This window comes from Kluyvera chengduensis (genome assembly GCF_044197065.1).
GTDB classification, from domain to species: Bacteria; Pseudomonadota; Gammaproteobacteria; order Enterobacterales; family Enterobacteriaceae; genus Kluyvera; species Kluyvera ascorbata_C.
Genome location: NZ_JBIQOI010000002.1, coordinates 237,821 through 261,586 on the forward strand (window position 1 = coordinate 237,821; position 23,766 = coordinate 261,586).

The 23,766-nt window shown below is 53.3% G+C and carries 23 protein-coding genes; 11 read left to right on the plus strand and 12 right to left on the minus strand.

Annotated features, from left to right (window positions below; genetic code table 11):
• Nucleotides 1-68: 68 nt before the first annotated feature.
• The 5 genes from ACH1XZ_RS06775 to osmB all read left to right on the plus strand — a co-directional run bounded on the left by ACH1XZ_RS06775 (nt 69) and on the right by osmB (nt 5,808).
• Nucleotides 69-2,003 (plus strand): exoribonuclease II, encoded by a 1,935-nt coding sequence (locus ACH1XZ_RS06775; protein WP_395594909.1) that lies wholly within the window; start codon nt 69-71, stop codon nt 2,001-2,003.
• 223 nt (nt 2,004-2,226) lie between these two features.
• On the plus strand, nt 2,227-4,212 hold the full coding sequence (gene pdeR, locus ACH1XZ_RS06780) for a cyclic di-GMP phosphodiesterase (RefSeq protein WP_395594910.1): 1,986 nt from the start codon (nt 2,227-2,229) through the stop codon (nt 4,210-4,212).
• An 81-nt stretch (nt 4,213-4,293) separates the two neighbouring features.
• Nucleotides 4,294-4,476 carry a YciZ family protein gene (locus ACH1XZ_RS06785; RefSeq protein WP_064545989.1) on the plus strand — a complete coding sequence of 61 codons (183 nt, stop codon included), beginning with the start codon at nt 4,294-4,296 and terminating at the stop codon, nt 4,474-4,476.
• Between the two features lie 70 nt (nt 4,477-4,546).
• The gene (gene yciT, locus ACH1XZ_RS06790) at nt 4,547-5,296 is read left to right on the plus strand and encodes a DNA-binding transcriptional regulator YciT (protein WP_395594911.1); all 750 of its coding nucleotides are present in this window, start codon (nt 4,547-4,549) and stop codon (nt 5,294-5,296) included.
• A gap of 296 nt (nt 5,297-5,592) precedes the next feature.
• Complete coding sequence (gene osmB / locus ACH1XZ_RS06795; RefSeq protein WP_035896313.1) at nt 5,593-5,808, plus strand: osmotically-inducible lipoprotein OsmB; 216 nt, start codon at nt 5,593-5,595, stop codon at nt 5,806-5,808.
• A gap of 136 nt (nt 5,809-5,944) precedes the next feature.
• On the opposite strand, the gene yciH is transcribed toward osmB, so the two are convergent.
• From yciH to pgpB, 5 genes are all read right to left on the minus strand, one after another.
• Nucleotides 5,945-6,271 carry a stress response translation initiation inhibitor YciH gene (gene yciH, locus ACH1XZ_RS06800; RefSeq protein ID WP_185666047.1) on the minus strand — a complete coding sequence of 109 codons (327 nt, stop codon included), beginning with the start codon at nt 6,269-6,271 and terminating at the stop codon, nt 5,945-5,947.
• On the minus strand, nt 6,271-7,005 hold the full coding sequence (gene pyrF, locus ACH1XZ_RS06805; protein WP_395594912.1) for an orotidine-5'-phosphate decarboxylase: 735 nt from the start codon (nt 7,003-7,005) through the stop codon (nt 6,271-6,273). Before pyrF ends, yciH begins: the two co-directional genes overlap by 1 nt.
• 149 nt (nt 7,006-7,154) lie before the next feature.
• Nucleotides 7,155-8,324 carry a lipopolysaccharide assembly protein LapB gene (gene lapB, locus ACH1XZ_RS06810; protein WP_395594913.1) on the minus strand — a complete coding sequence of 390 codons (1,170 nt, stop codon included), beginning with the start codon at nt 8,322-8,324 and terminating at the stop codon, nt 7,155-7,157.
• A gap of 6 nt (nt 8,325-8,330) precedes the next feature.
• The gene (locus ACH1XZ_RS06815; protein ID WP_395594914.1) at nt 8,331-8,639 is read right to left on the minus strand and encodes a LapA family protein; all 309 of its coding nucleotides are present in this window, start codon (nt 8,637-8,639) and stop codon (nt 8,331-8,333) included.
• Between the two features lie 168 nt (nt 8,640-8,807).
• Complete coding sequence (gene pgpB, locus ACH1XZ_RS06820) at nt 8,808-9,533, minus strand: phosphatidylglycerophosphatase B (RefSeq protein ID WP_395595564.1); 726 nt, start codon at nt 9,531-9,533, stop codon at nt 8,808-8,810.
• Nucleotides 9,534-9,700: 167 nt separating this feature from the next.
• Between pgpB and ribA the strand changes: the two genes are divergently transcribed.
• The 4 genes from ribA to ACH1XZ_RS06840 all read left to right on the plus strand — a co-directional run bounded on the left by ribA (nt 9,701) and on the right by ACH1XZ_RS06840 (nt 11,963).
• A complete protein-coding gene (gene ribA / locus ACH1XZ_RS06825; protein ID WP_035896308.1) occupies nt 9,701-10,291 on the plus strand; it encodes a GTP cyclohydrolase II in 591 nt (196 codons plus the stop codon).
• Between the two features lie 269 nt (nt 10,292-10,560).
• A complete protein-coding gene (locus ACH1XZ_RS06830) occupies nt 10,561-11,112 on the plus strand; it encodes a type IV secretion protein Rhs (RefSeq protein ID WP_395594915.1) in 552 nt (183 codons plus the stop codon).
• On the plus strand, nt 11,109-11,462 hold the full coding sequence (locus ACH1XZ_RS06835; RefSeq protein ID WP_395594916.1) for a putative T6SS immunity periplasmic lipoprotein: 354 nt from the start codon (nt 11,109-11,111) through the stop codon (nt 11,460-11,462). The genes ACH1XZ_RS06830 and ACH1XZ_RS06835 overlap by 4 nt, the downstream gene beginning before the upstream one ends.
• Nucleotides 11,463-11,963 (plus strand): Hcp family type VI secretion system effector, encoded by a 501-nt coding sequence (locus ACH1XZ_RS06840; protein WP_395594917.1) that lies wholly within the window; start codon nt 11,463-11,465, stop codon nt 11,961-11,963.
• A gap of 206 nt (nt 11,964-12,169) precedes the next feature.
• Here the strand turns inward: ACH1XZ_RS06840 and ACH1XZ_RS06845 are convergent, their stop codons facing one another.
• From ACH1XZ_RS06845 to ACH1XZ_RS06855, 3 genes are read right to left on the minus strand one after another with little or no spacing between them, the layout of a single operon-like run.
• A complete protein-coding gene (locus ACH1XZ_RS06845; RefSeq protein ID WP_395594918.1) occupies nt 12,170-13,297 on the minus strand; it encodes an ABC transporter ATP-binding protein in 1,128 nt (375 codons plus the stop codon).
• Between the two features lie 12 nt (nt 13,298-13,309).
• Entirely contained in the window at nt 13,310-14,212 is a 903-nt protein-coding gene (locus tag ACH1XZ_RS06850) for a carbohydrate ABC transporter permease (RefSeq protein WP_395594919.1), read from the minus strand.
• Nucleotides 14,205-15,095 carry a carbohydrate ABC transporter permease gene (locus ACH1XZ_RS06855; protein WP_248537170.1) on the minus strand — a complete coding sequence of 297 codons (891 nt, stop codon included), beginning with the start codon at nt 15,093-15,095 and terminating at the stop codon, nt 14,205-14,207. Before ACH1XZ_RS06855 ends, ACH1XZ_RS06850 begins: the two co-directional genes overlap by 8 nt.
• 194 nt (nt 15,096-15,289) lie before the next feature.
• On the opposite strand from ACH1XZ_RS06855, the gene ACH1XZ_RS06860 reads away from it, so the two are divergent.
• Nucleotides 15,290-16,138 carry a helix-turn-helix domain-containing protein gene (locus tag ACH1XZ_RS06860; protein WP_395594920.1) on the plus strand — a complete coding sequence of 283 codons (849 nt, stop codon included), beginning with the start codon at nt 15,290-15,292 and terminating at the stop codon, nt 16,136-16,138.
• Between the two features lie 19 nt (nt 16,139-16,157).
• Here the strand turns inward: ACH1XZ_RS06860 and bglB are convergent, their stop codons facing one another.
• From bglB to ACH1XZ_RS06875, 3 genes are read right to left on the minus strand one after another with little or no spacing between them, the layout of a single operon-like run.
• Nucleotides 16,158-17,267: a beta-galactosidase BglB gene (gene bglB, locus ACH1XZ_RS06865; RefSeq protein ID WP_395594921.1), complete on the minus strand. Its 1,110-nt coding sequence runs from the start codon at nt 17,265-17,267 to the stop codon at nt 16,158-16,160.
• Nucleotides 17,268-17,276: 9 nt separating this feature from the next.
• Nucleotides 17,277-18,569 carry an ABC transporter substrate-binding protein gene (locus tag ACH1XZ_RS06870; protein ID WP_395594922.1) on the minus strand — a complete coding sequence of 431 codons (1,293 nt, stop codon included), beginning with the start codon at nt 18,567-18,569 and terminating at the stop codon, nt 17,277-17,279.
• Entirely contained in the window at nt 18,566-19,738 is a 1,173-nt protein-coding gene (locus ACH1XZ_RS06875; RefSeq protein ID WP_395594923.1) for an oligogalacturonate lyase family protein, read from the minus strand. Before ACH1XZ_RS06875 ends, ACH1XZ_RS06870 begins: the two co-directional genes overlap by 4 nt.
• Nucleotides 19,739-20,032: 294 nt before the next feature.
• Between ACH1XZ_RS06875 and ACH1XZ_RS06880 the strand changes: the two genes are divergently transcribed.
• The gene (locus ACH1XZ_RS06880; RefSeq protein WP_395594924.1) at nt 20,033-20,920 is read left to right on the plus strand and encodes an oligogalacturonate-specific porin KdgM family protein; all 888 of its coding nucleotides are present in this window, start codon (nt 20,033-20,035) and stop codon (nt 20,918-20,920) included.
• Between the two features lie 122 nt (nt 20,921-21,042).
• Here ACH1XZ_RS06880 and acnA read toward each other — a convergent pair whose 3' ends face one another.
• Complete coding sequence (gene acnA / locus ACH1XZ_RS06885) at nt 21,043-23,718, minus strand: aconitate hydratase AcnA (protein ID WP_395594925.1); 2,676 nt, start codon at nt 23,716-23,718, stop codon at nt 21,043-21,045.
• Nucleotides 23,719-23,766 lie beyond the last annotated feature (48 nt).

Here is a 23,766-nt window from a genome sequence, read left to right on the forward strand (position 1 = left end):
CGCTTGCTGCAACCTATAGATTCGCGTAAAAATGTCAGCCGCTCTTTTGGCCACGAAAATAGATCAATATGCTTCAGGACAACCCGCTGCTCGCGCAGCTAAAACAGCAACTTCACTCCCAGACGCCGCGTGCGGAAGGGGTCGTTAAAGCCACGGATAAAGGTTTCGGTTTCCTCGAGGTCGACGCGCAGAAAAGCTATTTTATTCCGCCGCCGCAGATGAAAAAAGTGATGCACGGCGACCGTATTATCGCGGTCATTCACTCTGAAAAAGAGAAAGAGAGCGCCGAGCCAGAAGAACTGGTTGAGCCTTTCCTGACGCGTTTTGTCGGGAAAGTGCACCGCAAGGATGACAGACTGTCTATCGTTCCTGACCATCCCCTGTTAAAAGATGCCATTCCCTGCCGCGCCGACCGCGGTGTCACACATGATTTCAAAGAGGGTGACTGGGCCGTTGCTGAAATGCGCCGTCATCCGCTGAAAGGCGATCGTAGCTTCTACGCTGAGCTGACCAAATTCATCACCTTCGGTGACGACCACTTTGTGCCGTGGTGGGTGACCCTCGCCCGTCATAACCTGGAAAAAGAAGCGCCAAACGGCGTGGCCACCGAGATGCAGGACGAAGGTCTGGAGCGTCGCGACCTGACCGCCCTCGACTTCGTCACCATCGACAGCGCCAGCACCGAAGATATGGACGATGCGCTGTTTGTGGAAGAAGCCGCCGACGGCAAGCTGCTGCTGACCGTCGCGATTGCCGACCCGACCGCCTGGATCGTTGAAGGCAGCAAGCTGGACGACGCCGCGAAAATTCGCGCCTTTACCAACTATCTGCCGGGCTTCAACATTCCGATGCTGCCGCGTGAGCTGTCCGACGACCTCTGTTCGCTGCGTGCGGAAGTGGTCCGCCCGGTACTGGCCTGCCGCATGACGCTGGCGGCCGACGGCACCATCGAAGACAACATTGAGTTCTTCGCCGCTAATATCGAATCAAAAGCCAAACTGGTTTATGACGACGTCTCCAACTGGCTGGAAAATACCGGCGACTGGAAGCCGCAGAACGACGCTATCGCGCGTCAGATTACCCTGCTGCAACGCGTTTGTCAGGTTCGCAGCGAATGGCGTAAAACCCACGCGCTGGTGTTCAAGGATCGTCCTGACTACCGCTTTGTGCTGGGTGAGAAAGGCGAAGTGCTGGATATCGTCGCCGAGCCGCGCCGCATTGCTAACCGTATCGTTGAAGAGTCAATGATTGCGGCAAACATCTGCGCCGCGCGTGTCCTGCGCGACAAACTGGGCTTTGGTATTTATAACGTCCACACCGGCTTTGCCCCTGACAATACCGAAGCGCTGGCCGCGCTGCTGAAAACCCACGACGTTCACGTCGATCCGGTTGAAGTGCTGACTCTGGACGGTTTCTGTAAGCTGCGCCGCGAACTCGACGCACAGCCTTCTGGCTTCCTCGATAGCCGTATTCGTCGCTTCCAGTCGTTCGCTGAAATCAGCATCGAGCCGGGTCCACACTTCGGCTTAGGTCTGGAAGCGTACGCTACCTGGACTTCACCTATCCGTAAATACGGCGACATGGTGAATCATCGTCTGCTGAAAGCGATTATCAAAGGTGAAAGTGCACCACGTCCTCAAGAAGATGTGACCGTACAGATGGCCGAACGCCGTCGTCTGAACCGTATGGCGGAGCGCGATGTGGCTGACTGGCTGTACGCACGTTATCTGAGCCCGCAGGCGGGTAAAGACACGCGCTTTGCGGCGGAGATCATTGACGTTAGCCGCGGCGGTATGCGCGTGCGTCTGGTGGATAACGGCGCGGTTGCCTTTATCCCTGCGCCGTTCCTGCACGCAGTGCGTGATGAGATGGTGTGCAGCCAGGAAAGCGGTACCGTGCAGATCAAAGGCGAAGTGGTCTATAAGGTCACTGACGTCATTGATGTCACCATCGCGGAAGTGCGCATGGAAACACGCAGCGTAATTGCTCGCCCTGCAGCGTAAGTTCGCTTCGCTAAGATGATTCAACGGCTCCTTCGGGGGCCGTTTTTTTTGGCTGTGTTCCATTTGGCAATGTACTCGGGTTCTGCCGGATGGCGCTTCGCTTATCCGGCCTACAGCCCATCACTACCCTCTTTTTTCTGCGCGAATTTTCAAAAAACGATCACACTGAATATCATGGCATTGGATTCGGACCTACTCGATCGCAGGTGTATGAGGAGCACGCATGGTGAAGTCTCTGGCACAAAATCTGCTCGACCCAAACCCTAGCGAAACCAGTCTTTACTGGCGTTTGTCGCGAACCGATCCCACCCTGTACCTGAGCATCGACCCCGATGCCGGTTCCGACCTCGCCATTCCGCTCAGCGCAGAAAATGCCCAACGTATTCATACCATGAGCGTCACCACCTCAAGCATCGCAGTCAATATTCAACTCAACGGTTATGACGTTCCCGTACATCTGATTGGGCGTAAGGTGAACGGTAGCGAATGGGCTGGTACGGCGTCGTCGTGGTTTGATACCTCCTCCGTCGCCCGCGACCTATTACAGGGGCTATTGTTTGCTGAGCAGGTGGTGTCAGAAGCTAACGCGGTCATCGTCATTCTCGACCGGGAAGGCAAGATTCAGCGCTTTAATCGCCTGTGTGAGGAGTACACCGGCGTAAAAGAGCAGGATGTTATTGGCAAAACCGCGTTTGAGCTTTTTATGTCCGCGCCGGAAGCGGCCGCCGCGCGGGAAAATGTCAGCCGTTTTTTTAGCAACGGCGGACCTTATGAGGTAGAACGCTGGATTAAAACCCGCAAAGGGCCGCGTCTGTTTCTGTTCCGTAACCGTTTTGTTCACAGCGGCAGCGGTAAGAATGAGATCTACCTTATCTGTTCGGGCACCGATATCACCGAGGAGCGCAAAGCGCAGGAGCGTTTGCGGGTATTGGCCAATACCGACACCATCACCGGGCTGCCAAATCGCCATGCCATCAACGAACTCATCGGTAGCGCTATTGATACCCGCAAGCCCGAGGAACAAATTGGCCTGGTCTACTTCGATCTGGATAATTTCAAGAAAGTTAACGATGCCTACGGGCATGTCTTTGGCGATCAGCTATTACAATCCGTTGCGCTGTCAATTCTGAGCTGCCTGGAAGAGAACCAGACCCTCGCCCGCCTTGGCGGCGATGAGTTTATCGTGCTGGCGACGCAAACCTCGCAGAGCGAACTGGAGGCCATGGCATCGCGAGTGTTAACCCGCCTGCGCGATCCGTTTCGTATCGGCCTGATTGAAGTCTATAGCGGATGCTCGTTGGGCATTTCGATAGCCCCTCAGCACGGCGAGGACAAAGAGAGCCTGATTCGTAACGCAGACACCGCGATGTACACCGCCAAAGAGAGCGGTCGCGGGAGGTTTAGCGTTTTTAAACCTGAAATGAATCTGCGCGTGTTCGAATATCTGTGGCTGGATACCAACCTGCGTAAAGCGTTGCAGTGCGATCAGCTGGTTATCTACTATCAGCCGAAAGTAAGCTTAGATGGTGAAGTACGCAGCCTCGAGGCCTTAGTGCGCTGGAACTCGCCGGAGCGTGGGCTTATTCCGCCGATGGATTTTATCTCTTACGCCGAGGAATCGGGGCTTATCGTGCCGCTTGGTCGTTGGGTCATGCTGGATGCGATTCGTCAGGTCGCGCAATGGCGAGACCGGGGCATTAACCTGCGCGTGGCGGTAAACGTCTCTGCCCGCCAGCTAGTCGACCACTCAATTTTTAGCGACCTGAAGCAGGCGCTCAGCGCGCAGGGATTCGAGCAGTGTCCCATTGATATTGAGCTCACCGAAAGCTGCCTGATTGATAATGCTGAACAGGCGCTGGAAGTTATCGAACAGTTCCGTTCGTTGGGGGCGCAAATTCATCTCGACGATTTTGGTACCGGTTATTCATCGCTGTCGCAATTGGCGCGCTTTCCTATCGATACCATCAAGCTGGACCATATTTTTGTCCAGAGCGTCCATGACCGTTCGGTCTCTCAGTCGCTGGTGCTGGCAATTATTGCCGTCGCCCGCGCGCTGAATCTGCATATTATCGCCGAGGGCGTGGAGGATGCTGCCGACGATGCCTTTCTTAAGCTACACGGGGTAGATGAACGACAGGGCTATCTTTTCGCGCGCCCGATGCCCGTCGCCGAACTCGAACGCTGGTTGAACGAGCATCAGGGGTTATAAGGTAAGCTATTTTTTCACTTCTCTTTTGGCAGTAAATTTTGCATCATTGATTTCAATCGAATTTATCAACAGGATCCCACTATGTCCGAGCTCGATGCGCGTCAGGTAGCCCAACGTATTGATACCGTACTTGATATTCTGGTTGGCGGCGACACCCATTCCGCAATCAATAATCTGGAAATATTAAAAGCGGAATTGCTGGCACACGCAGCAGACGAACGCGACAGCAGAACAGGTCAGCCAAAATCCCCGTGGGAAATCTGACACCATTCGCCCTGCGAGCGGTGGTTTAAATACAAGACCGCCCTCGCCCCAAAAAATTGATGCATTGATTATGAATTCCCGACAGCAAACCATTTTACAGCTGGTTATTGATAAAGGCCGGATGAGCGTCGCCGATTTGGCGAAAATGACCGGCGTTTCAGAAGTGACCATCCGTCAGGATCTGAATCTGCTGGAGAAGCAGAGCTACCTGAGACGTACCCATGGATTCGCCGTTCCGCTGGACAGCGAAGACGTGGAAACGCGCATGATGAACAACTTCGCCCTCAAACGTGAACTCGCGGAGTTTGCCGCCTCGCTGGTGCGCCCGGGTGAAACGGTATTTATCGAAAACGGCAGCAGCAACGCGCTGCTCGCGCGCGAACTGGCAAAGCAGCCGGATATCACTATCATCACCGTCAGCAGCTATATCGCACACCTGCTGAAAGAGACGCCGGGAGAAGTGATCCTACTGGGCGGTATTTACCAGAAGAAGAGCGAAAGCATGGTGGGCCCACTGACGCGTCAGTACATTCAGCAGGTGCATTTCAGCAAAGCGTTTATTGGGATTGACGGCTGGCAGCCGGAAACCGGCTTTACCGGTCGCGATATGATGCGCGCCGATATCGTCAACGCCGTACTGGAGAAAGGCAGCGAAGCAATTGTGCTGACCGATAGCTCAAAATTCGGCGCTATCCATCCGTATGCGCTCGGCCCGATGAGCCACTTCAACCGGGTAATTACCGACGATAATTTATCCACGGAAAAACAGCTACAGCTTGAGCAAACCGGGCTGACGGTTAACATTGTCCAGCGCCCATAATGACCCCGCCCGATGCCTGCTGGCGTCGGGTTTTGCCCCTGTATTCCCCCCTTTTTATCCCGCTCCGCTATGAGACTTTTCCTACGCTGGAATTAAGACTTTTTCCCTCGCACTTACATCACAAAATCGTAAAATTAATGTTAGCGATATAACAGGAAGTAACTATCACTTGCGTGACTTTTAGCAACAAAATTTACAACCTGCGCAACAAGCTTCACGGAATACGCACTGAGTACTTCTGGCTACTGCTATAATAAAAGGGCTTTTTCCGTGAATAGAATATTCAGGAGAAAAAAATGACTTCAATGAAAAAAATGACTGCTGCTGTTTTAGCGGTAACGCTGGTAATGTCGCTGAGTGCATGTTCTAACTGGTCCAAACGTGACCGTAATACCGCGCTGGGTGCCGGTGCAGGGGCAATCGGTGGTGCCGTGTTAACGGACGGTAGCGCGCTGGGTACGCTGGGTGGCGCGGCGGTAGGTGGGATTATCGGCCACCAGGTCGGAAAATAACCGGCAATACGAATATCAGGGCTCCGATGAGAATCGGGGCCCTTTTTATTAGGAGTGGGTGATACTCCCGAGGTCGCTGCGCTCGCCCGGGCTACGGGATCGGTAGGCCGGATAAGGCAACGCCGCCATCCGGCAATCAGCCGCCTGCCAGCTTAACCTTCATCCCTTTGGCTTCGAGCAGCGTTTTGAGTAAATCGCGCTTGTCGCCCTGAATTTCAATCACGCCATCTTTCAGCGCGCCGCCGCAGCCGCATTTCTTTTTCAGCTCGGCGGCCAGTTTGGTCAGCTCATCGTCGTTCAGATCGATACCGGTGATCAGGCACACGCCCTTCCCTTTACGCCCGCTGGTCTGGCGTTGAATTCTGACCACGCCGTCACCTTTCGGGCGCACAACCGCCGCTTTCGGCTCATCAATGCGCCCGGTTTCCGTCGAATAGACCAGACGGCTATTATTGTCGCTCATTACGCCCCCAGATTCAGCGATGCATTAATATCACGCAGGGTTTTCGCCGGGTCCGCTGATTGGGTAACCGGGCGACCAATAACCATATAGTCTACACCGGCTTCCAGCGCCTGCTCTGGCGTCATAATACGGCGCTGATCGCCGGCGTCGCTGCCCGTTGGGCGAATGCCCGGCGTAACCAGTTTAAACGCCTGTCCCAACTCCTGTTTAAAGCGCACGGCTTCCTGCGCGGAGCAGACGACGCCGTCCAGGCCACAGTTTTTGGTCAGCGTTGCCAGCTTTAAAGCGTACTCCGCTGGAGACAATGCGATGCCCAGGTCTTGCAAGTCGCTGGACTCCATGCTGGTCAACACGGTGACCGCAATCAGCAGCGGCGCATCGGCGCCAAACGCCGTCAGCGCTTCACGCGCTGCGGTCATCATTCTTGCACCACCGGAGGCGTGCACGTTTACCATCCAGACGCCAAGATCCGCCGCCGCTGCGACAGCGTGCGCCGTGGTATTCGGAATATCGTGGAATTTCAGGTCGAGGAAAATCTCAAAGCCACGCTGCTGCAGGTCACGGACAAACTGCGGCCCAAATAGCGTAAACATCTCTTTGCCCACTTTTAAGCGGCAGTCACGCGGGTCAATGCGGTCAACAAAGGCGAGCGCTTTATCGCGATTATCGTAGTCAAGGGCAACGACAACAGGAGAGGAGATGGCAACACGAGAAGAAGATGAAGCAACGGACATGACTGGACCTTCTTATTGATGGGCACGCGGGGTGCGGAAAAGGTAAACGGGCAGCATTCTACCTGCGTGACCGGGCAGGCACAATGCCGAGGGATGAACGAAGAGGAAATTAAAGTATGTTGTAACTAAGTGGGCGATTTTTTTAGGAATTACTGACCGTCCAGCCCGCGAATAGGCTTGATGGTCGACCAGGAGCGGCATGACGGACAGTGCCAGTAAAGGGTATAAGCCGTAAAGCCGCACTTCTGGCAGCGGTAGCGCGGCTTACTGCGCACCTGTTCGCCCACCATGTCACGCAACACCATCAGGCTCTCTTTGGCGCGCCCTTCTTCCGCCTCATTGAGGTGGTAGTCCATCAGTTTGTGGAACACGCGCATCGTTGGGTGACGCTGCAGCTGACGGGTAACATAGGTTTGCGCCGCTTCGCCACCTTTACTCTGTTCCATGACCTGCGCGAGCATTAGCTCCGCCGTCGCCCCGGTATTTTCCTCAACGCAGCGCTGAAGGAAATGCTCCCACTCTTTGTCTTTGCCAAGCTGCTGGTAGCAGGTTTGCAGCATTTCCAGGGTTTCGCTGACCAGCTCTTTATCCTGATCGATAACTCTCAGCAGGCTGTCCATGGCTTTCGCGTAATCGCCTTTTGCCATCCACGCCCGGCCCATCATGATGGACACACGCGCGCTGGACGGGTCGGCGGCCGCACCACGTTTGAGCAACGACATAGCTTTATCCAGCTCATCATTGCCCATCTGCTGCAGCGCCAGCTCGCACCAGAAGTGCGCGATATCGCCGCGATGCTTGTCCTTACCGAGCTTCACCAGCCGTTCGGCGATATCAATCGCTTTTTGCCAGTCGCTGGTCGCCTGGTAGATTTGCAGTAGCTGCTGCAAGGCACTGACGCGGAAATCGGTTTCGTCCACCAGCTGATTAAACATATCTTCAGCACGGTCATACAGCCCGGCAGCCATATAGTCACGGCCGAGCTGCTGCACGGCCAGCAGGCGCTGGTCGTAGGTCAGAGAGGCGCTTTCCATCAGCGTTTGGTGAATGCGAATAGCGCGATCAACCTCGCCGCGCGAGCGGAACAGGTTGCCCAGCGTCAGGTGAGCTTCCACGGTGCCGGTGTCCTCTTTGAGCATATCGAGGAACAGGTCAACCGCTTTATCCTGCTGGTTGCTTAAAAGAAAGTTCACCCCTGCCACGTAGTCACGCGACAAGCGGTTAGCTTCGTCCTGTTTGGACTGTTGTGCACTTCTGCGCCCCATATACCAGCCATAGGCTGCTGCTACAGGTAAAAGCAGAAACAACAACTCCAGCATAGGTAATTATTCCTTCGTCGCCGGGACGGCCGGCGCAACCGGAGCCACCGTATCTGGCGTCATTTGATGTTCGAGTCTTTTAATTTTACGTTCAGCGCGCATCAGCGATACGCGCACGCGCAGCCAGAACAGGCCGCAGACCAGCCAGCCGATGGCAAAACCTACGGCAAACAGCACCGCCAGCAGCGTTGAGATTCGGAACTCACCCTGCGCGAGCAGATAGTTAAAGGTGACCTGTTGGTCATTTTGTGCGCCCAGCGTCACCGAGATGACGAAAATCGCTAACACCAATAAGAAAATGAGTAGGTATTTCACATGACTTCCCGTTATGTGGCTTCGGCAGTGTCTACACCGCACCCAGCCTTATAAAATAACATCTTCACCGCGACGACGAAATGGAAAAGCGCACAGCAAGCCTTAGATCTGTGGTTAACACCGATGAAAATCAACCCTTTCCCGTTATTCTCTTCGCCGCGCCCACGTTTACGCTGCTTTTTTCAGCGGCCCACACAGATATTCCACTAGCCAACAGGCGATCGTCGCCAGAAGCCAGGACATTATCGTCGCCACCATGAGATCCAACGGCCAGTGCATCCCAAGCAGCAGACGGCTACCCATGACGCTGATTGCCCAGACCATCGCGACGGCCACAATCACAATACGACGTCGCGGCCACAGCAGGCCAGCAATCAGCAGTGCCCAGGTCGCTGCAAACATGGTGTGGCCGGAGGGAAACGCAAATCCGGTCTCTTTTTGCCAGTGATGGCGTAAAAAACCGGGAATATCATTTTGTTGCGCCAGCTGTTCTTTCACCAACGCCGACCGCTCTTTACGCTTTAAAGTGTAGAACTGCTCAACGGGAATTTGCTGTGTTTTTTCAAGCCAGATAACGAAAGGACGCGGTTCCTGAACCCGCTCTTTAACCAGCGATTTTGCCCCCTGCCCCAGCACCACGGTCGCACTCAGAACGGCAAACAGGATAATCGCATTGCGCCGCCCTGGCCGCAACACCCCGATAACCATTGCGCACAGCAGCAGGTGCGTGATGATCCCCCAGGGCTGAGTCACGGTTTCCGTAATGGCATAGAGCGCATGTAGCCCCCAGCCGCTGGGTTCAGGCAACCATTGCCAGCCAGAAAACCAAACGGCCAGCGGCATCAGCAGCAATATTACGGCGGCGAGCGTGGTTCGTCCTGCCATGGCCTGCATCTCTCTTCCTTTTTCCATCAATGTCATCGTCCCGCTAAAGAATAAAGTGTCAAAATTGTGCGCTTTACGAACGGTCATCCGCGCATGATTAGGTGAAGTAAAGCACGTTGTGGCAAAATAAGGAAAACAGAAGGCGCTGATGGCGCTGACATAATCTGGAGAATCACATGCAGCTAAAACGTGTGGCAGAAGCCAAACTGCCAACCCCATGGGGCGATTTCCTGATGGTGGGCTTTGAAGAACTGGCAACCGGGCACGATCATGTCGCACTGGTTTTTGGTGATATTACGGGGCAAACGCCGGTGCTGTCGCGGGTTCACTCTGAATGCCTGACGGGGGATGCCCTTTTCAGCCTCCGCTGCGACTGTGGTTTTCAGCTAGAGGCCGCGCTGTCTCACATTGCAGAAGAAGGTCGTGGGATCCTGCTGTACCATCGCCAGGAAGGCCGTAACATCGGTCTGCTAAATAAGATTCGCGCCTACGCGCTGCAGGATCAAGGCTATGACACCGTTGAGGCCAACCACCAGCTTGGTTTTGCCGCTGACGAACGTGACTTTACCCTCTGCGCCGATATGTTCAAGCTGCTGGGCGTAGACGCCGTGCGTCTGCTGACCAACAACCCGAAAAAAGTCGAAATCCTGACCGAAGCAGGCATCAACATCGTTGAGCGCGTACCGCTGATCGTGGGCCGTAACCCCAAAAATGCCCACTATCTCGATACCAAAGCGGCCAAGATGGGGCATTTGCTCAGTAAATAACGCGTTTGTCGCCGTTTAATCACTAAACGGCGACCTCTTCCTTCCTTGAACTCATAGCTCAAAGCTGCCTGTCTACGTGGCCAATCTCCCTTATCGCAGCCTGGTAGTACAAAAAAAACCTTTATGTACAATCATTTTCGATATCCAAACTGACATCAAGCGGCGTAGCCGCAGTTTGTGACAATTTCGGATATTTTACGCATTTTTTAACAGGAAAAAATTTACCTTAAGGCGTATTAAGGTGTTTTTACTAATGGATGAGCTCTCCAATGATAAGGGAAATGAACGATATAGACCGGGGAGGGTTACGGCTGTTAACGCTTGGTGAGATTAACTTGGCCCGTATCCTCTACGCTTTCACCATCCGCTATAACGCAGTCTGGATCCACCGCAGCAGCTATCTACCTTTCAACCTCCAAAAGGACAACTACGCCATGACACCCAACGGCGAATTGTACTTTCAGGAAGGTTCTTATGAGCCTGACTTTTCACAGCCGCATGTTAATAACGATCGCGTTGGAGGGCAGCATCTTTTTTTACATGAAATGATGCACGTCTGGCAGCATCAGCGCGGGATGATGGTAAGGATGCGGGGCTTGTTCTCTTGGGCTGTTGATTACTATTACACGTTGGATAAGGCCATACTCCTGGATTACGGCTTAGAGCAGCAGGCTGCAATGGTGGCTGATTATTGGCTACTTAAAACGTATGGATTCGTCAACCGCCCTGATTTGTATCGCCTCAAGGATTACGATCCCTCTGAGCCTGTCCTTAGCCTCATATCTCGCTATGAGAAAGTGTTAGGGAGGTTCCCGCATTGAAACACTACTTTCTCATTCCTGCCCTTTTTGCGCTGGCTGGGTGTGGTGCTGGCGATAGCGTTCCCCCATGGCGTAGTTTCCCCATTATAAATAATTCGCTTTGCTTCTCTGTTAATAAATCGGACGTTCTGAGCCGATACGGCGTTTATTCTGAACAGGGGAATGAATACAAGACATTAGCGGAAAATTCTCATGTGGCTCTCTCCTACCCTGAAACGTGCTTAAAAATACCGATAACGCCGGGCTATATCTATGCGGCTTCATACACGTTGAACGGAACGAATTACCGTTACAACTTTTTCATCGACAGAAACGGGCAAATATTAAGCACAAAAGAAGGAGATCTATAAATGTCATTACCAGCTTATATGTATATTTATGATGAAAATGGACAGCTGATCAAAGGCAGTTGCATGGCGCTGGGCCGTGAGGGTGCAATTGAAATCATGAACAGCAGTTACGGTGTGAACCAAAACACATGCCGCAACACTGGTAAGCTGATGGGTTCGCGCGAACACAACGCTTTTACCCTGCACAAAGAGATTGATAAGACCTCGCCATATTTTGCGGTTGCAGTCTGCCAAAGTAAGCGGCTGCAAAAGGCAGTAATCCACTATTACGACATCAACGAGGCGGGTGTCGAATACGAGATTTACCGAATTACGCTTAACAGCATCGTAATCATGTCCGTCAATGCTGCTCATGCTTATATGCCGGGTTCCCACACTCCAGGCATGATGGAAAATATCGCCATCACCTACTCAGGCATTGAGTGGTTTTATATCGAAGGGAATATCAAGTACGACGATGACTGGAGCCGCCCGGTTGGTTACAACCAGCAGCAGAGGTAAATCGAATTGGCAGGCAGATCTGCTGAAAATAAAAACCACTTAGCAGACTGCCTGCAATACTCGCCGCTATTCACGAACACGCTTACTTGCAATAAGAGCGTACCAGGTCATCAAACCAATAATGCAAAATCTATAAGTTTAAAATCATAAGGTTACGTGCTTAGCGTACATTTCCGTACGGTTGGGATCCCCCCTCCCTTGTGCTGTTAAAGTGAAATATTCAGCTCGCTCTCGGCATCAAAAATATGGCATTTCGCCATCTCAAAACGGAACCACACCTGGCTATTCAGCCCGGCCTCCAGAATGGGTTTCACCTGATCGGAAGGCATACGCGCCGTCAATTCAAAATCCCCCACCTGCATGTAGAGAAAGAACTCGTGGCCCATATTCTCAACGCGGATAAGCGTGCCCCGACCACCACCTTCCGCGAAAGGCTGCGTGGAGACATGAACGTACTCAGGCCGAATACCGAAACAGACCGCTTTCTCAACGTAATGCGCCACCTTCTCCTGCTGCTGCGCGTTAAGCGGTAACGTGTCGTGACCAACGGTGATGTGCAGCCCATCGTCTTTACGCACGAGGCTTGCCGGTTTGATGTTCATCTCCGGCGCGCCGATAAACCCGGCCACGAACATGTTTTGCGGATAATGGTAAAGGTTGTCCGGCGTATCGACCTGCATGATGTGACCCAGTTTCATCACGCAGATACGGTCGCCCATGGTCATCGCTTCGGTCTGGTCGTGGGTGACGTAAACGGTGGTCGCCGGTTTACCGGAGCGTTTGAGCGATTTATGCAGATCGGAAATACGAATACGCATTGAGGCGCGCAGCTTGGCATCGAGGTTAGACAGCGGTTCATCGAACAGGAACACGTCCGGCTTTTTCACAATCGCGCGGCCTACCGCCACACGCTGTGCCTGCCCGCCGGAAAGCTGACGCGGCAGACGTTCCAGCAGGTCTTCCAGCTCGAGGATTTTCGCGGCTTCGTTCACTTGGGCGTCAATCTGCGCTTTTGGCAGCTTGCTCAGCTTCAAGCCAAACGCCAGGTTTTCACGCACGGTCATGTGCGGGTACAGCGCATAGTTCTGGAACACCATCGCAATTCCACGCTCTTTTGGCGCGAGGTTGTTAACAATTTTCTCGCCGATACGGATTTCACCGCCGCTGATGGTTTCGAGGCCAGCCAGCATACGCAACGTGGTGGACTTGGCGCAACCAGACGGGCCGACAATCACCATAAACTCCCCTTCCGCAATGTTAAGATCGATACCATGTACCGCTTTGAAGCCGTTGGAGTAGACCTTTTCCAGTTTCTTAAAAATCACTTCAGCCATGATAGTTCCCTCTTAACCTTTAATTCCGCTGCTGGAGACACCCTGGACGAAGTAACGCTGCGCCAGGAAGAAGACAATGATGGATGGCAGGATGGAGATGCTCGCCATTGCCAGAATTTCGTTCCACGGCGCGCCCTCGGTCACGTCGATGGACATTTTAAGCGCCAGGGCAATCGGATATTTATCCACGCTGTAGACGTAAATCAGCGGGCCGATAAAGTCGTTCATCGACCACATAAACTGGAACAGTGCGACCGAGATAATAGCCGGTTTCAGAATTGGCACCACCACGTACCACAGCACCTGCCAGGAGTTGCAGCCGTCAATCTGCGCCGCTTCTTCCATGTCACGCGGTACGCCGCGCAGGAACTGAATCAGCATAAAGACGAAGAAACCCTGAGTAGCAAACGCCGTCGGCAGATACAGCGGTAGGTAGCTGTTGAGCATGCCCATTTCTCGGAACATCAGGTACTGAGGTATCAGCAGTACGGTACTCGGCAGCAGCATGGTGGCGATTAACGTGGCAAACCAGAATTTCTTCCACGGGATCTCGAAGCGAGCAAAGCCGTAGGCCACGATGGTCGAGGAGACGATGGTCAGAATCACCTTCGGAATGACATATTTGAAGGTGTTAATCATGTAATGGCCGAAGTCGTATTCCGTTCCGGTTTTCCAGCCGTTGATAAACCCATCCCAGGTGGCATGTACCGGCCAGAGATTGAGGGTAGTGAAGATTTCGTGGTTCGGTTTAAACGACGCCGAGAACATCCACGCCAGCGGGTAAAGCATCATCAACCCGACCACCAGCAGAATGGTATATCGCAGCGATCGACTGACTTTTTCACGACGTAGCGTACGAGCTACTTCGCGTGCAGCCTCCTGCTCAGTCGCAGACATGGTGTGCAGATCAGCCATTTTTGCCTCCCTTATCGGCGGAGTAGAAGACCCAGTATTTCGACGATTTGAAGGCAACGGCCGCAAAGGCAGCCACCACCAGGAACAGGACCCACGCCAGCGCGGCACCGTAGCCCATATCAAAATATTTAAAGGCGGTATCGTAGATGTAGAGTGAGAACAGGTAGGTGTAGTAGGTCGGTCCCCCGCCGGTAATGACATACGGGCCGGTAAATTCCTGGAAAGTGCCGCTGGTCTGCATAATGAAGTTAAAGAAGATAACCGGCGTAATCAGCGGCACCGTTACCTTAAGGAACATCTGCCATTTCGACGCACCATCAATCATCGCCGCTTCATACTGCGACTGTGGAACGTTTTGCAGCGCGGCCAGGAAGATGACCATCGCCGAACCAAACTGCCAGACGCGCAGCAGCGTAACGGAAATCAGCGCCAGTGAGGGTTCACCCAGCCAGTTGATTGGGTCAACGCCAATCACCCCGAGCATACTGTTGAACAGGCCATCGATGGCGAACAATGCGCGCCACAGCACCGCAATCGCCACCGAACTGCCGAGAATAGACGGGATGTAGTACGCGGTACGAAAGAAGCCGATGCCCCGCAGTTTGAAGTTCAGCACGAAGGCAATGCCCAGCGCGAATGCCAGCTTGACGGGAATAGTGAGGAAAACATAGACGAAGGTGACCGCCATCGATTTCCAGAATAGCGGATCCTCCGTCAGCATGTAGCGATAGTTTTCAATACCGTTAAATTCCGGCGGGCTCATTAAATCATACTGAGTAAAACTCAATAAAAACGACGAAATAAAGGGAAATGCGGTAAAGACCACTAGCCCTATTATGTACGGCGAGATCCATGCCAGTCCTAATAACTTATTTTCGTTCATAGATTCCTCTAATATAATAAAGATATCTTGAGCAATGATGCCGCGTTAACGGTTCGCACAGTGATCTTTATCACATTTAATATTATTTGATTAATTTTAGCTGTGAACTCCAGCAGAATAATGAAAAAACATTTCATTTTTTAAAGATTAAAACCTATAGTCGGTAAATAATCTCTCTTCTGAAGGCTTTTGCTATGGCATTGCGTCGTCACGCCACCTATTTCCCTGAGAATGCGTCACTGATGATTAAGCACATCGCTGACCAGGATATCTGCCCGCTGCACGCCCATGACTTTTACGAAATGGTCTGCGTCTCTTCCGGGAGCGGGATGCACGTCATTGACGGGATCTCGTGGCCTATCAGCTGCGGCTCTATATTTATCGTATCGCCGAACGAAGAGCATTATTTTGAGAAAGTCGAAAAATTGTCGCTTCTCAATATTCTCATTCACCCGGATTTTCTCACAGAAACGCTGCTGAAGCTGCTAGCTGACTTCGCGCCAAAAAAACAATTTATGGCCACCCATAAAACCATCGTACATAGTGCATTTTATACCAACCTCTTAAATGAAGAATTAACTAAAGATCTCGCCTGGCGCTCTGTCATGCTGGAAACATTATTTACTCAACTCGCCATATTTTTACAGCGAGGTCATGTTAGCCAGACAGCTAACGATTGTGCCAAAGAAGACTCAATTATCTATTTGCTGAATTACTTGCATCACAATTATGCAAATGATCAATTAAGCATTGATTACCTGGCACAAAAATTTAATATCCAAAAGCGCATGCTGGAACGTAAAGTACAATCAATTACCGCGCTCACGCCGAATGATTACATTACTCACGTCCGCTTATGTCATGCCATGAACCTGCTGGTCACATCTGAGCAGTCCATCACCGATATCGCCTATCTGTGCGGTTTTAACGACAGCAACTACTTCTCCCATCGTTTCAAACTCTTTTTCGGCATGCCGCCGCGCACGGTGCGCAAGTACGGACTGTTCCCGCTGATAAATCACCGTACGGCCCTCCAGTCCTGAAGCGGAGAGCCGTTGCGGCTCAGATAAACAGATTCTGATACTCGATCAGCGCCAGCATCGCCATCGCCTGTCCATACGGCATGGAGGTGCGTTCAATATTACGATAGTAGTCGAGATCCTTGCCCATTCCGGTGCCGAAAGAGACGTTCGCCAGCTCGCCCTGCGGCGTAATCTGACGCATGACGCCTTCCGCCGCCGCGACCCCGGTCGCCAGGAAACCTTTATCGATATAGCGCTTGCGCACCGCCTTCAGAATGCCGTAGGCAAAACCCGCCGAAGCGGACGATTCCAGGTAAGAGGTAGGGTCATCCAGCAGCGTGTGCCAGAGCCCGCTCGCTTTATCCTGACGTTCCGCCAGCGCTGCAACCTGCCGGGAGAGCTGCCCTAGCAGGAACTCACGCACCGGGTCACCCTGCGGCAAATCGAGCATCTCAATAAAGTCAGGGATGGCCACCGTTACCCAGCTATTGCCACGTCCCCATAGCGCTTTGGCGTAATGATGCTTACCTTCAAAATTCCAGCCGTGATACCACAGCCCGGTTGGCGCATCGCATAGATACTGCGAGTGCAGCAGGAACTGCCGTTTCGCTTCATCAACCCATTCCGGGCGGTTCAGCACCAGGCCCGCCTTCGCCAGCGGCATGACGCTCATCATCAGCGTGTCGTCCCACAACTGTTGGTGGTGGGCATAGTTGAACGTCATATGCTGCAGCCCGCCAAGCTCAGTACGCGGCATGTCGTACATCACCCAATTGGCCCAGCATTCGATATAGCGCTTCCATGGCGTGTAGCCATTCTCTTCATACACCGAGGCCAGCGTCAGCATCGGGGCCATGGTGTTAACATTTTTGGTTGGCGTACCTTCACGGAAACGATCCGTAAACCACTGCTCAATAATCGCCAGCCAGCGCGGGTCGCGAGTTTGCTGCCAGTACTGCCAGAGCCCGTACAGGCCTACACCGTGAGTCCACTCCCAGCCGCCCCAGCCTTTGGTGTCGACCACACGTCCATCTGCCAGCGTCATCAGGAACGCGCCGTTCTCGTCGCGAATGTTCACCAGCGCATCGATCAGCTTTTCGGTCATCAGCACCGTTTCATCAGCGCTAAACTGCAGTTGCTTCCTCTCCATGAACTCCCCTTACTTCGTTGGTGCATGTTTGCGCAGCGCGCGTTTTGCGGTGCGTTCAAATTCTTTTGCCGCGTCTTGTGCGCTGATTTTGCCGTAGTCAATCCGCTGGGTGAGATCCAGCCAGTACTGTTCGATCTCCGGGTTTTTAAAGTACGGTGAGACGTAGACGTTGTCCGACGGCATACTTTCGACCAGCTTCAGGCCCGTTATTACCGGGTCATTCGGCTGCGCCATATTGGTTTTCAGCACAAATTCCGCCGCCGCTTTGCTGACCGGGAAGCCACGCTCCAGCCCCATCAACTGCACGCCTTCAGGCTGGTTGACCATGAAATCAAGCAGCATCGCCGCCTCTTTCGGGTGCTGCGTGTTGCGGCTGATGGCAAAGATCATCGAGGGCTTGATAAACAGCCCCGCATCTTTGGCGCCCGGCAGCAGCGGATAAGGCCCCACTTCCAGCTTCGCCGGCGGCGCTAGGGTGTCTTCATATTTGGCGACCGCCGAGCTCATCAGGTTTGAGCCGCCAAATTCGCCGTTGATCCACGGTTTCATTTCAAACGGCTGGGCTTTGCCGAAAGATTGGATGTACTTCTGGCTTGGCAGGACGTGCTCGGCAACCAGCTTCTGGTAGAGCTGCACAAACTCCAGCCATTGCGCTTCGCTATAGGTGAACTGTCCTTTCTCATTGAGCATCGGCTGGTTGTATTTCTGAACCATCCACGAGTTGATAAGCTCCATCGAGGTGGTGACGATCGCCGGATAGTAGTTATCGCCGAGCTTCTCTTTAAACACGTGACCGGCGGCAAAAAGTTCATCCCAGGTTTTTGGGTAGGCCAGACCGGCTTTCTTCCAGGTTTCAGTGTTGTAGTAGAGAATGGGTGCCACCAGCGACACCGGCAGCCCCTGCACTTTGCCATTGACGGTAACGGTGCCGAGCTTGCCCGCGTAGTTGTCGAGCCCCACCTCTTTGCTGAGCTGGTTAAGGTCGTAAAAGCCGTTGCCCGAACGTGAGAACACCTGAATCCAGCTCCAGTCGAGTTGCATCACATCAGGTTCGTTCTTCCCGGCTATCTGCGTTGACAGGCGCGATACAAAGCCATCCCAGCCGGTGTACTCCGCTTTCACCTTGATATTCGGGTGCGCCTGTTCGAAGGCGCGGATGGTTTTCAGGGTGTTCTGGTGGCGGGAATTAGCCCCCCACCAGGCTACGCGCAGCGTCACCGTATCGCTGTCATCCGCAAACGTCGGTGCCGCGCACAGCATGCCGCTACAGGCGAGCATTAACGAGAAGGCAATCTTTTTCATTTCGAGCTTCCTTTCAGTAAAGGGGCAATCTCCGCCAGATAGACAGCAGGCAAGCCATCACGGTCAGAGGTATAAAGCACATGGCTGAGATCCGGGCTAAAAGAGGGGTGTGGATGGCTTGCCTGACACTGGCCATCGATAACGCGCCAGGAGGTGTCGTGGCGGGTAATTTTGCGCGTCTGCTTGTGGTCTGGCGCAAACAGGTAAAGCCACGGGTCGGTTAACGCCGTGTAGCCGCCCTCATCGGTTAAATCAACCGGTGTACCGCAGCCGTCGCCAACCAACAGGGACCCGTCATGGTTACTCATCAGATGTGAGCAGGCGGGCATTTCCATCACCTTCTCACTTTGCACGCTACCGGCCAGCGTTTGGCAAATATGCCGTTGGTGCGTCTCTTTGTGCAGCGAGACGAAAACGATGCGCGAACCGTCAGGCACCCAGAATTCGTGGGTAAAGGTTTCCGCTTCCGGTTGGCTGACCGGCGTTGAAATGCTGGTCTGGCGGTCGTACAGCCAGATGCGGTTGCGGATCAGGTCATGTGGCCCTTCATGGCAGTACATGATGGCGTTGGTGTCGTTCGGACGAAAACCGGGATGGCCCAGCCAGCGCGACTCTTCAAACAGAATCTCGGTCCGCCCGGTGGCGAGGTCAACCACTTCACAGCGCGTTGTCGGGTTCATATGATACTGACGCTGGAAATCATTCCAGTCATTCAGCGGTATCCAGGTTTCCGCCGACAACGACATCCCAATCATCTTGCTGCCGGTACTGTCCGGTGCCCAGGCGCTGGTGCTGACCCACTGTGGAGGCAGCTCGTAGAGAACCTCTTCCCGCAGGCTGTCCAGCTCAACGCGGACGATATGCCGGTTATGCCGCATAAAGATCAGCGCGCTGTCGTCCTGCGTGATGAAGCCGTCAAAGCTATTGTCACCAGGACCTTCCGTCAGCTGACGCAGCGTATGCTGCTGCAAATCCAGCAGCCAGTAGTTCCAGTTGCCATCATCCACGCCGCCAATCAGCAGTTGTCTGCCCTGTTGCAAAAAACATTTCTGATAGAAGTAGTTGCGATGAAAGATACGATCCCGCGGCGTTAGCCGTACCACGCGAACCTGCGTGACGGAGTCAATTTCAGATGTAAACGTCAGTGGAGTGACATCACCCTTTGCCATAGTGTCCTCAATGTCAGGAGTTTGTCTGGTCGATTCAAAGGCATCCCAGGATGCGGAATCTCCCATCAGGCCAGGCTGACAGGAGCAGTTCACAGCATGCCGACACGTATCGACAATAACCTTTGAAATAAAGACAAAGCCCGTTAGCGGATGACGCAATAACAAAGGTTGCAGCGTTATCATGAATAATTTCAGCCATGCTCACATTCTTAACACGACAAATATCTTTCTTCGCTATCCCGACAAAAAAACAAAACAGTTGGTGATTTTATAAAGGTTTTAACTCAGCGACGGATGTTTAACTACGAGCGTTCATTTAGCGAAAGCTTGCCAACAGTGGCAATTAATTCATCAGCAAGCTTAGGTGAAATGAACCAAGTACATTACGCAATGCATTATTCAAATAATAACGAGGAAAGAATTGTTATGTTATCCGGTAAATACCTTATAGCAGGTTGCGTCTTATTAACCAGTAACGTTGTACTGGCTGAAGAATATACCTCTCCCATCCGCTCGCTGAGCCTTGATTACCGACATGAGTATCGGACGCGTGACCGCACTCACTACGATAAACTGAACATGTCTGCGGCTCTGCCGGACAACTATAATTTTTCAATTGAGACTAAATACAAAACGGGTGGCGATGACCCACAGGACAAGTGGTATAGCGATCCGGTCATTAATGCCGTCGAGCTGACATTATCGAAATCTTTTACCTTCGGTAATTTCAAAATAGCGCCACTCATTCAACCCGAATTTAACAGTGAACGAACCGAATGGAAATTTGGTTTTGTTCCTTGGTACACGTTTAATGAAAATTGGGCCGTCGGCGGGATGTATCGTTTTGAAATGACCGATTACGCCAACGATCCAGACTGCGGATATAATGGTGATAAATCCTGTAGCACAAATAAACATCGTACTGTTAACCGTGGCGACCTCTATTTACGCTATACCCTGGACCGTTTCTCTACCACCTACAAATTCATCTATAAACATGGTGATGAGGTGCTTTGGGGAAACCAGCATTACGATTACGAGCAGGAATGGCAGTTTGACTATTCTCTCGGGGATAAAAAAGAGTGGAAACCGTATGTCACCTTTGGCGACATTGGCCGCTCATCAACATCCACAGAGCGCCAGTTCCGTCTGCGTATGGGGGTGGTTTACACCTTTAAATAAGCATGATTCCTCTCACGCCGGGTAGGCGCGAGAGGTTCGCTTCTGTTCAACATGCTAAGCCAGCGTTTTCTATTGCTGTTATTGCCATCGTCCTTTTGGGGCCCACCATCGGCCCCCTTTTTTTAGCTCAGCATATTACGGATGACATAGTGCAGAATGCCATCGTTCTGGTAGTAGGTCAGCTCCGTCGCCGTATCAATACGGCAGCGACACGCCAGCGTCTGCTGCTGCCCGTCTGGTCGAGTGATCAGCACCGGGATGGTCGCCCCGGGTTTCAGCTGCTGCAGCCCGGCGATATCTATCCGCTCTTCACCGCTCAGCTTCAACGTTTTACGATCTTCTCCCTGCGGGAATTCCAGCGGCAGAATGCCCATACCAATCAGGTTTGAACGGTGAATACGTTCGAACGATTCGGCAATCACCACGCGAACGCCAAGCAAACGCGGCCCTTTTGCCGCCCAGTCGCGGCTCGAACCCGAACCGTACTCTTTACCCGCAATGACCGCCAGCGGTGTCCCCTGCTGTTGATAAGCCATGGCTGCATCGTATATCGACATCACCTCGTCTCCGGGCAGCAGACGCGTCATGCCGCCTTCAACGCCCGGCACCATCTCATTACGGATACGTATATTGGCGAAGGTACCGCGCATCATCACCAGGTGGTTACCACGACGGGAACCATAGGAGTTAAAGTCACGGCTGGCGACGCCGTTTTCCTGTAGATAACGACCTGCCGGGCTGTCCGCCTTGATGCTGCCTGCGGGAGAGATATGGTCGGTGGTGACGGAATCTCCCAGCATCGCGAGAACACGCGCCCCGTGAATATCCTGCACCGGATCGGGCGTCACGCCCATTTCGTCAAAGAACGGCGAGAGTCGGATATAGGTGGAATCATCCTGCCACTCGTAGGTATCTGTCGCAGGTACATCGATAGCCTTCCATTCCGGGGTACCGGCAAAGACTTCCGCATACTCTTTGTGGAACATCCCCGTAGACACCTGCTGCACGGCTTGTGCTATCTCAACGCTGCTCGGCCAGATATCTTTCAGGTAGACCGGGTTCCCATTGCTGTCGTGCCCCAGCGGATCGTGGGTCAGATCGACACGCATGTTCCCCGCCAGCGCGTAAGCAACGACCAGCGGCGGTGAAGCCAGCCAGTTGGTTTTCACCAGTGGATGAATACGGCCTTCAAAGTTACGGTTGCCGGACAGCACCGCCCCCACCGTCAGGTCGCCCTGTTTAATGGCCTTTTCGATAGGGTCAGGCAATGGACCTGAGTTACCGATACAGGTGGTACAGCCATAACCAACCAGGTTAAAACCAAGCTGGTCGAGATACGGTGTCAGGCCCGCGTGCGCCAGATAGTCGGAAACCACCTTCGAACCGGGCGCCAGCGACGCCTTGACCCACGGTTTAGGCTGTAACCCCAACGCGACGGCTTTTTTCGCCAGCAGACCCGCGGCCATCAACACGCTAGGGTTTGAAGTATTGGTACAGGAAGTGATAGCCGCTATCACAACGGCCCCTTCCGGAAGGGAATACGATTCACCGTTTAGGGTAAAGTCGACAGCGGTTTTACCAGAAGCGCCAGCGTTCACCGCCAGTTCGGTCGTAGCGTTAAATGCCTGTGGCACCTGCGCCAGTGCGACGCGGTCCTGTGGGCGTTTCGGGCCCGCAAGGCTTGCTTCAACGTCGCCCATATCCAGCGCCAGCGTCTGACTGAACACCGGCTCATCGCCTTTAGACCGCCACATGCCCTGTGCTTTGGCATAGGCCTCGACCAGCGCGACCTGCTCATCGCTGCGCCCACTAAGGCGCATGTAAGACAGCGTAATGTCATCTATTGGGAAGAAACCGCAGGTCGCGCCATATTCCGGCGCCATATTGGCAATCGTTGCCCGGTCGGCCAGCGGCAGAGAATCCAGGCCATCGCCGTAGAATTCAACAAATTTGCCGACCACGCCAAGCTTACGCAGCATCTGCGTGACCGTTAGCACCAGGTCAGTTGCGGTTATCCCTTCGCGGAGCTTGCCGCTCAGTTTGAAGCCAACCACATCCGGTATCAACATCGAGACCGGCTGGCCCAGCATCGCCGCTTCCGCTTCGATACCACCCACGCCCCAGCCTAAAACCCCCAGGCCGTTAATCATGGTGGTATGGGAGTCGGTCCCCACCAGCGTGTCTGGGTAGGCAACGAGCTCATCGCCCTGCTGTTCACTCCACACGGCTTTCCCCAGATACTCAAGGTTCACCTGGTGGCAGATCCCGGTCCCCGGCGGCACTACGCGGAACTGGCTAAAGGCCTGCTGGCCCCAGCGTAAGAAGGTATAGCGCTCATGGTTGCGCGACATTTCCAGACGGACGTTTTCATCAAACGCGTCGTCATCACCAAAGTGGTCCACCGTTACCGAGTGGTCAATCACCAGATCGACCGGAGACAGCGGATTCACTTTGTGGGTATCGCCGCCGAGTCGTTTTACCGCTTCACGCATGGCGGCCAAGTCCACGACCGCCGGAACGCCGGTAAAGTCCTGCATCAGTACACGCGCTGGGCGATAGGCTATTTCACGGTCGGCATGGGCCTGTTTAAGCCATCCGGCAAGCGCATGAATATCTTCAGCGGTAACAGAGTCGCCGTCCTGCCAGCGGAGCAGGTTTTCCAGAAGAACTTTGAGTGATTTAGGCAGGCGGGTGATGTCACCCAGGGTCTTAGCAGCCAGCGGTAGGCTGTAGTAACGGTAGGTTTTATTATCGACCTGTAGTGTTTCCTTGCAGGTCTCTCGTAGTGTTAACGACATAGCTCCTCCTTAAATGGCGGGAATTGCAGTACTCTGACACTCCTCTTG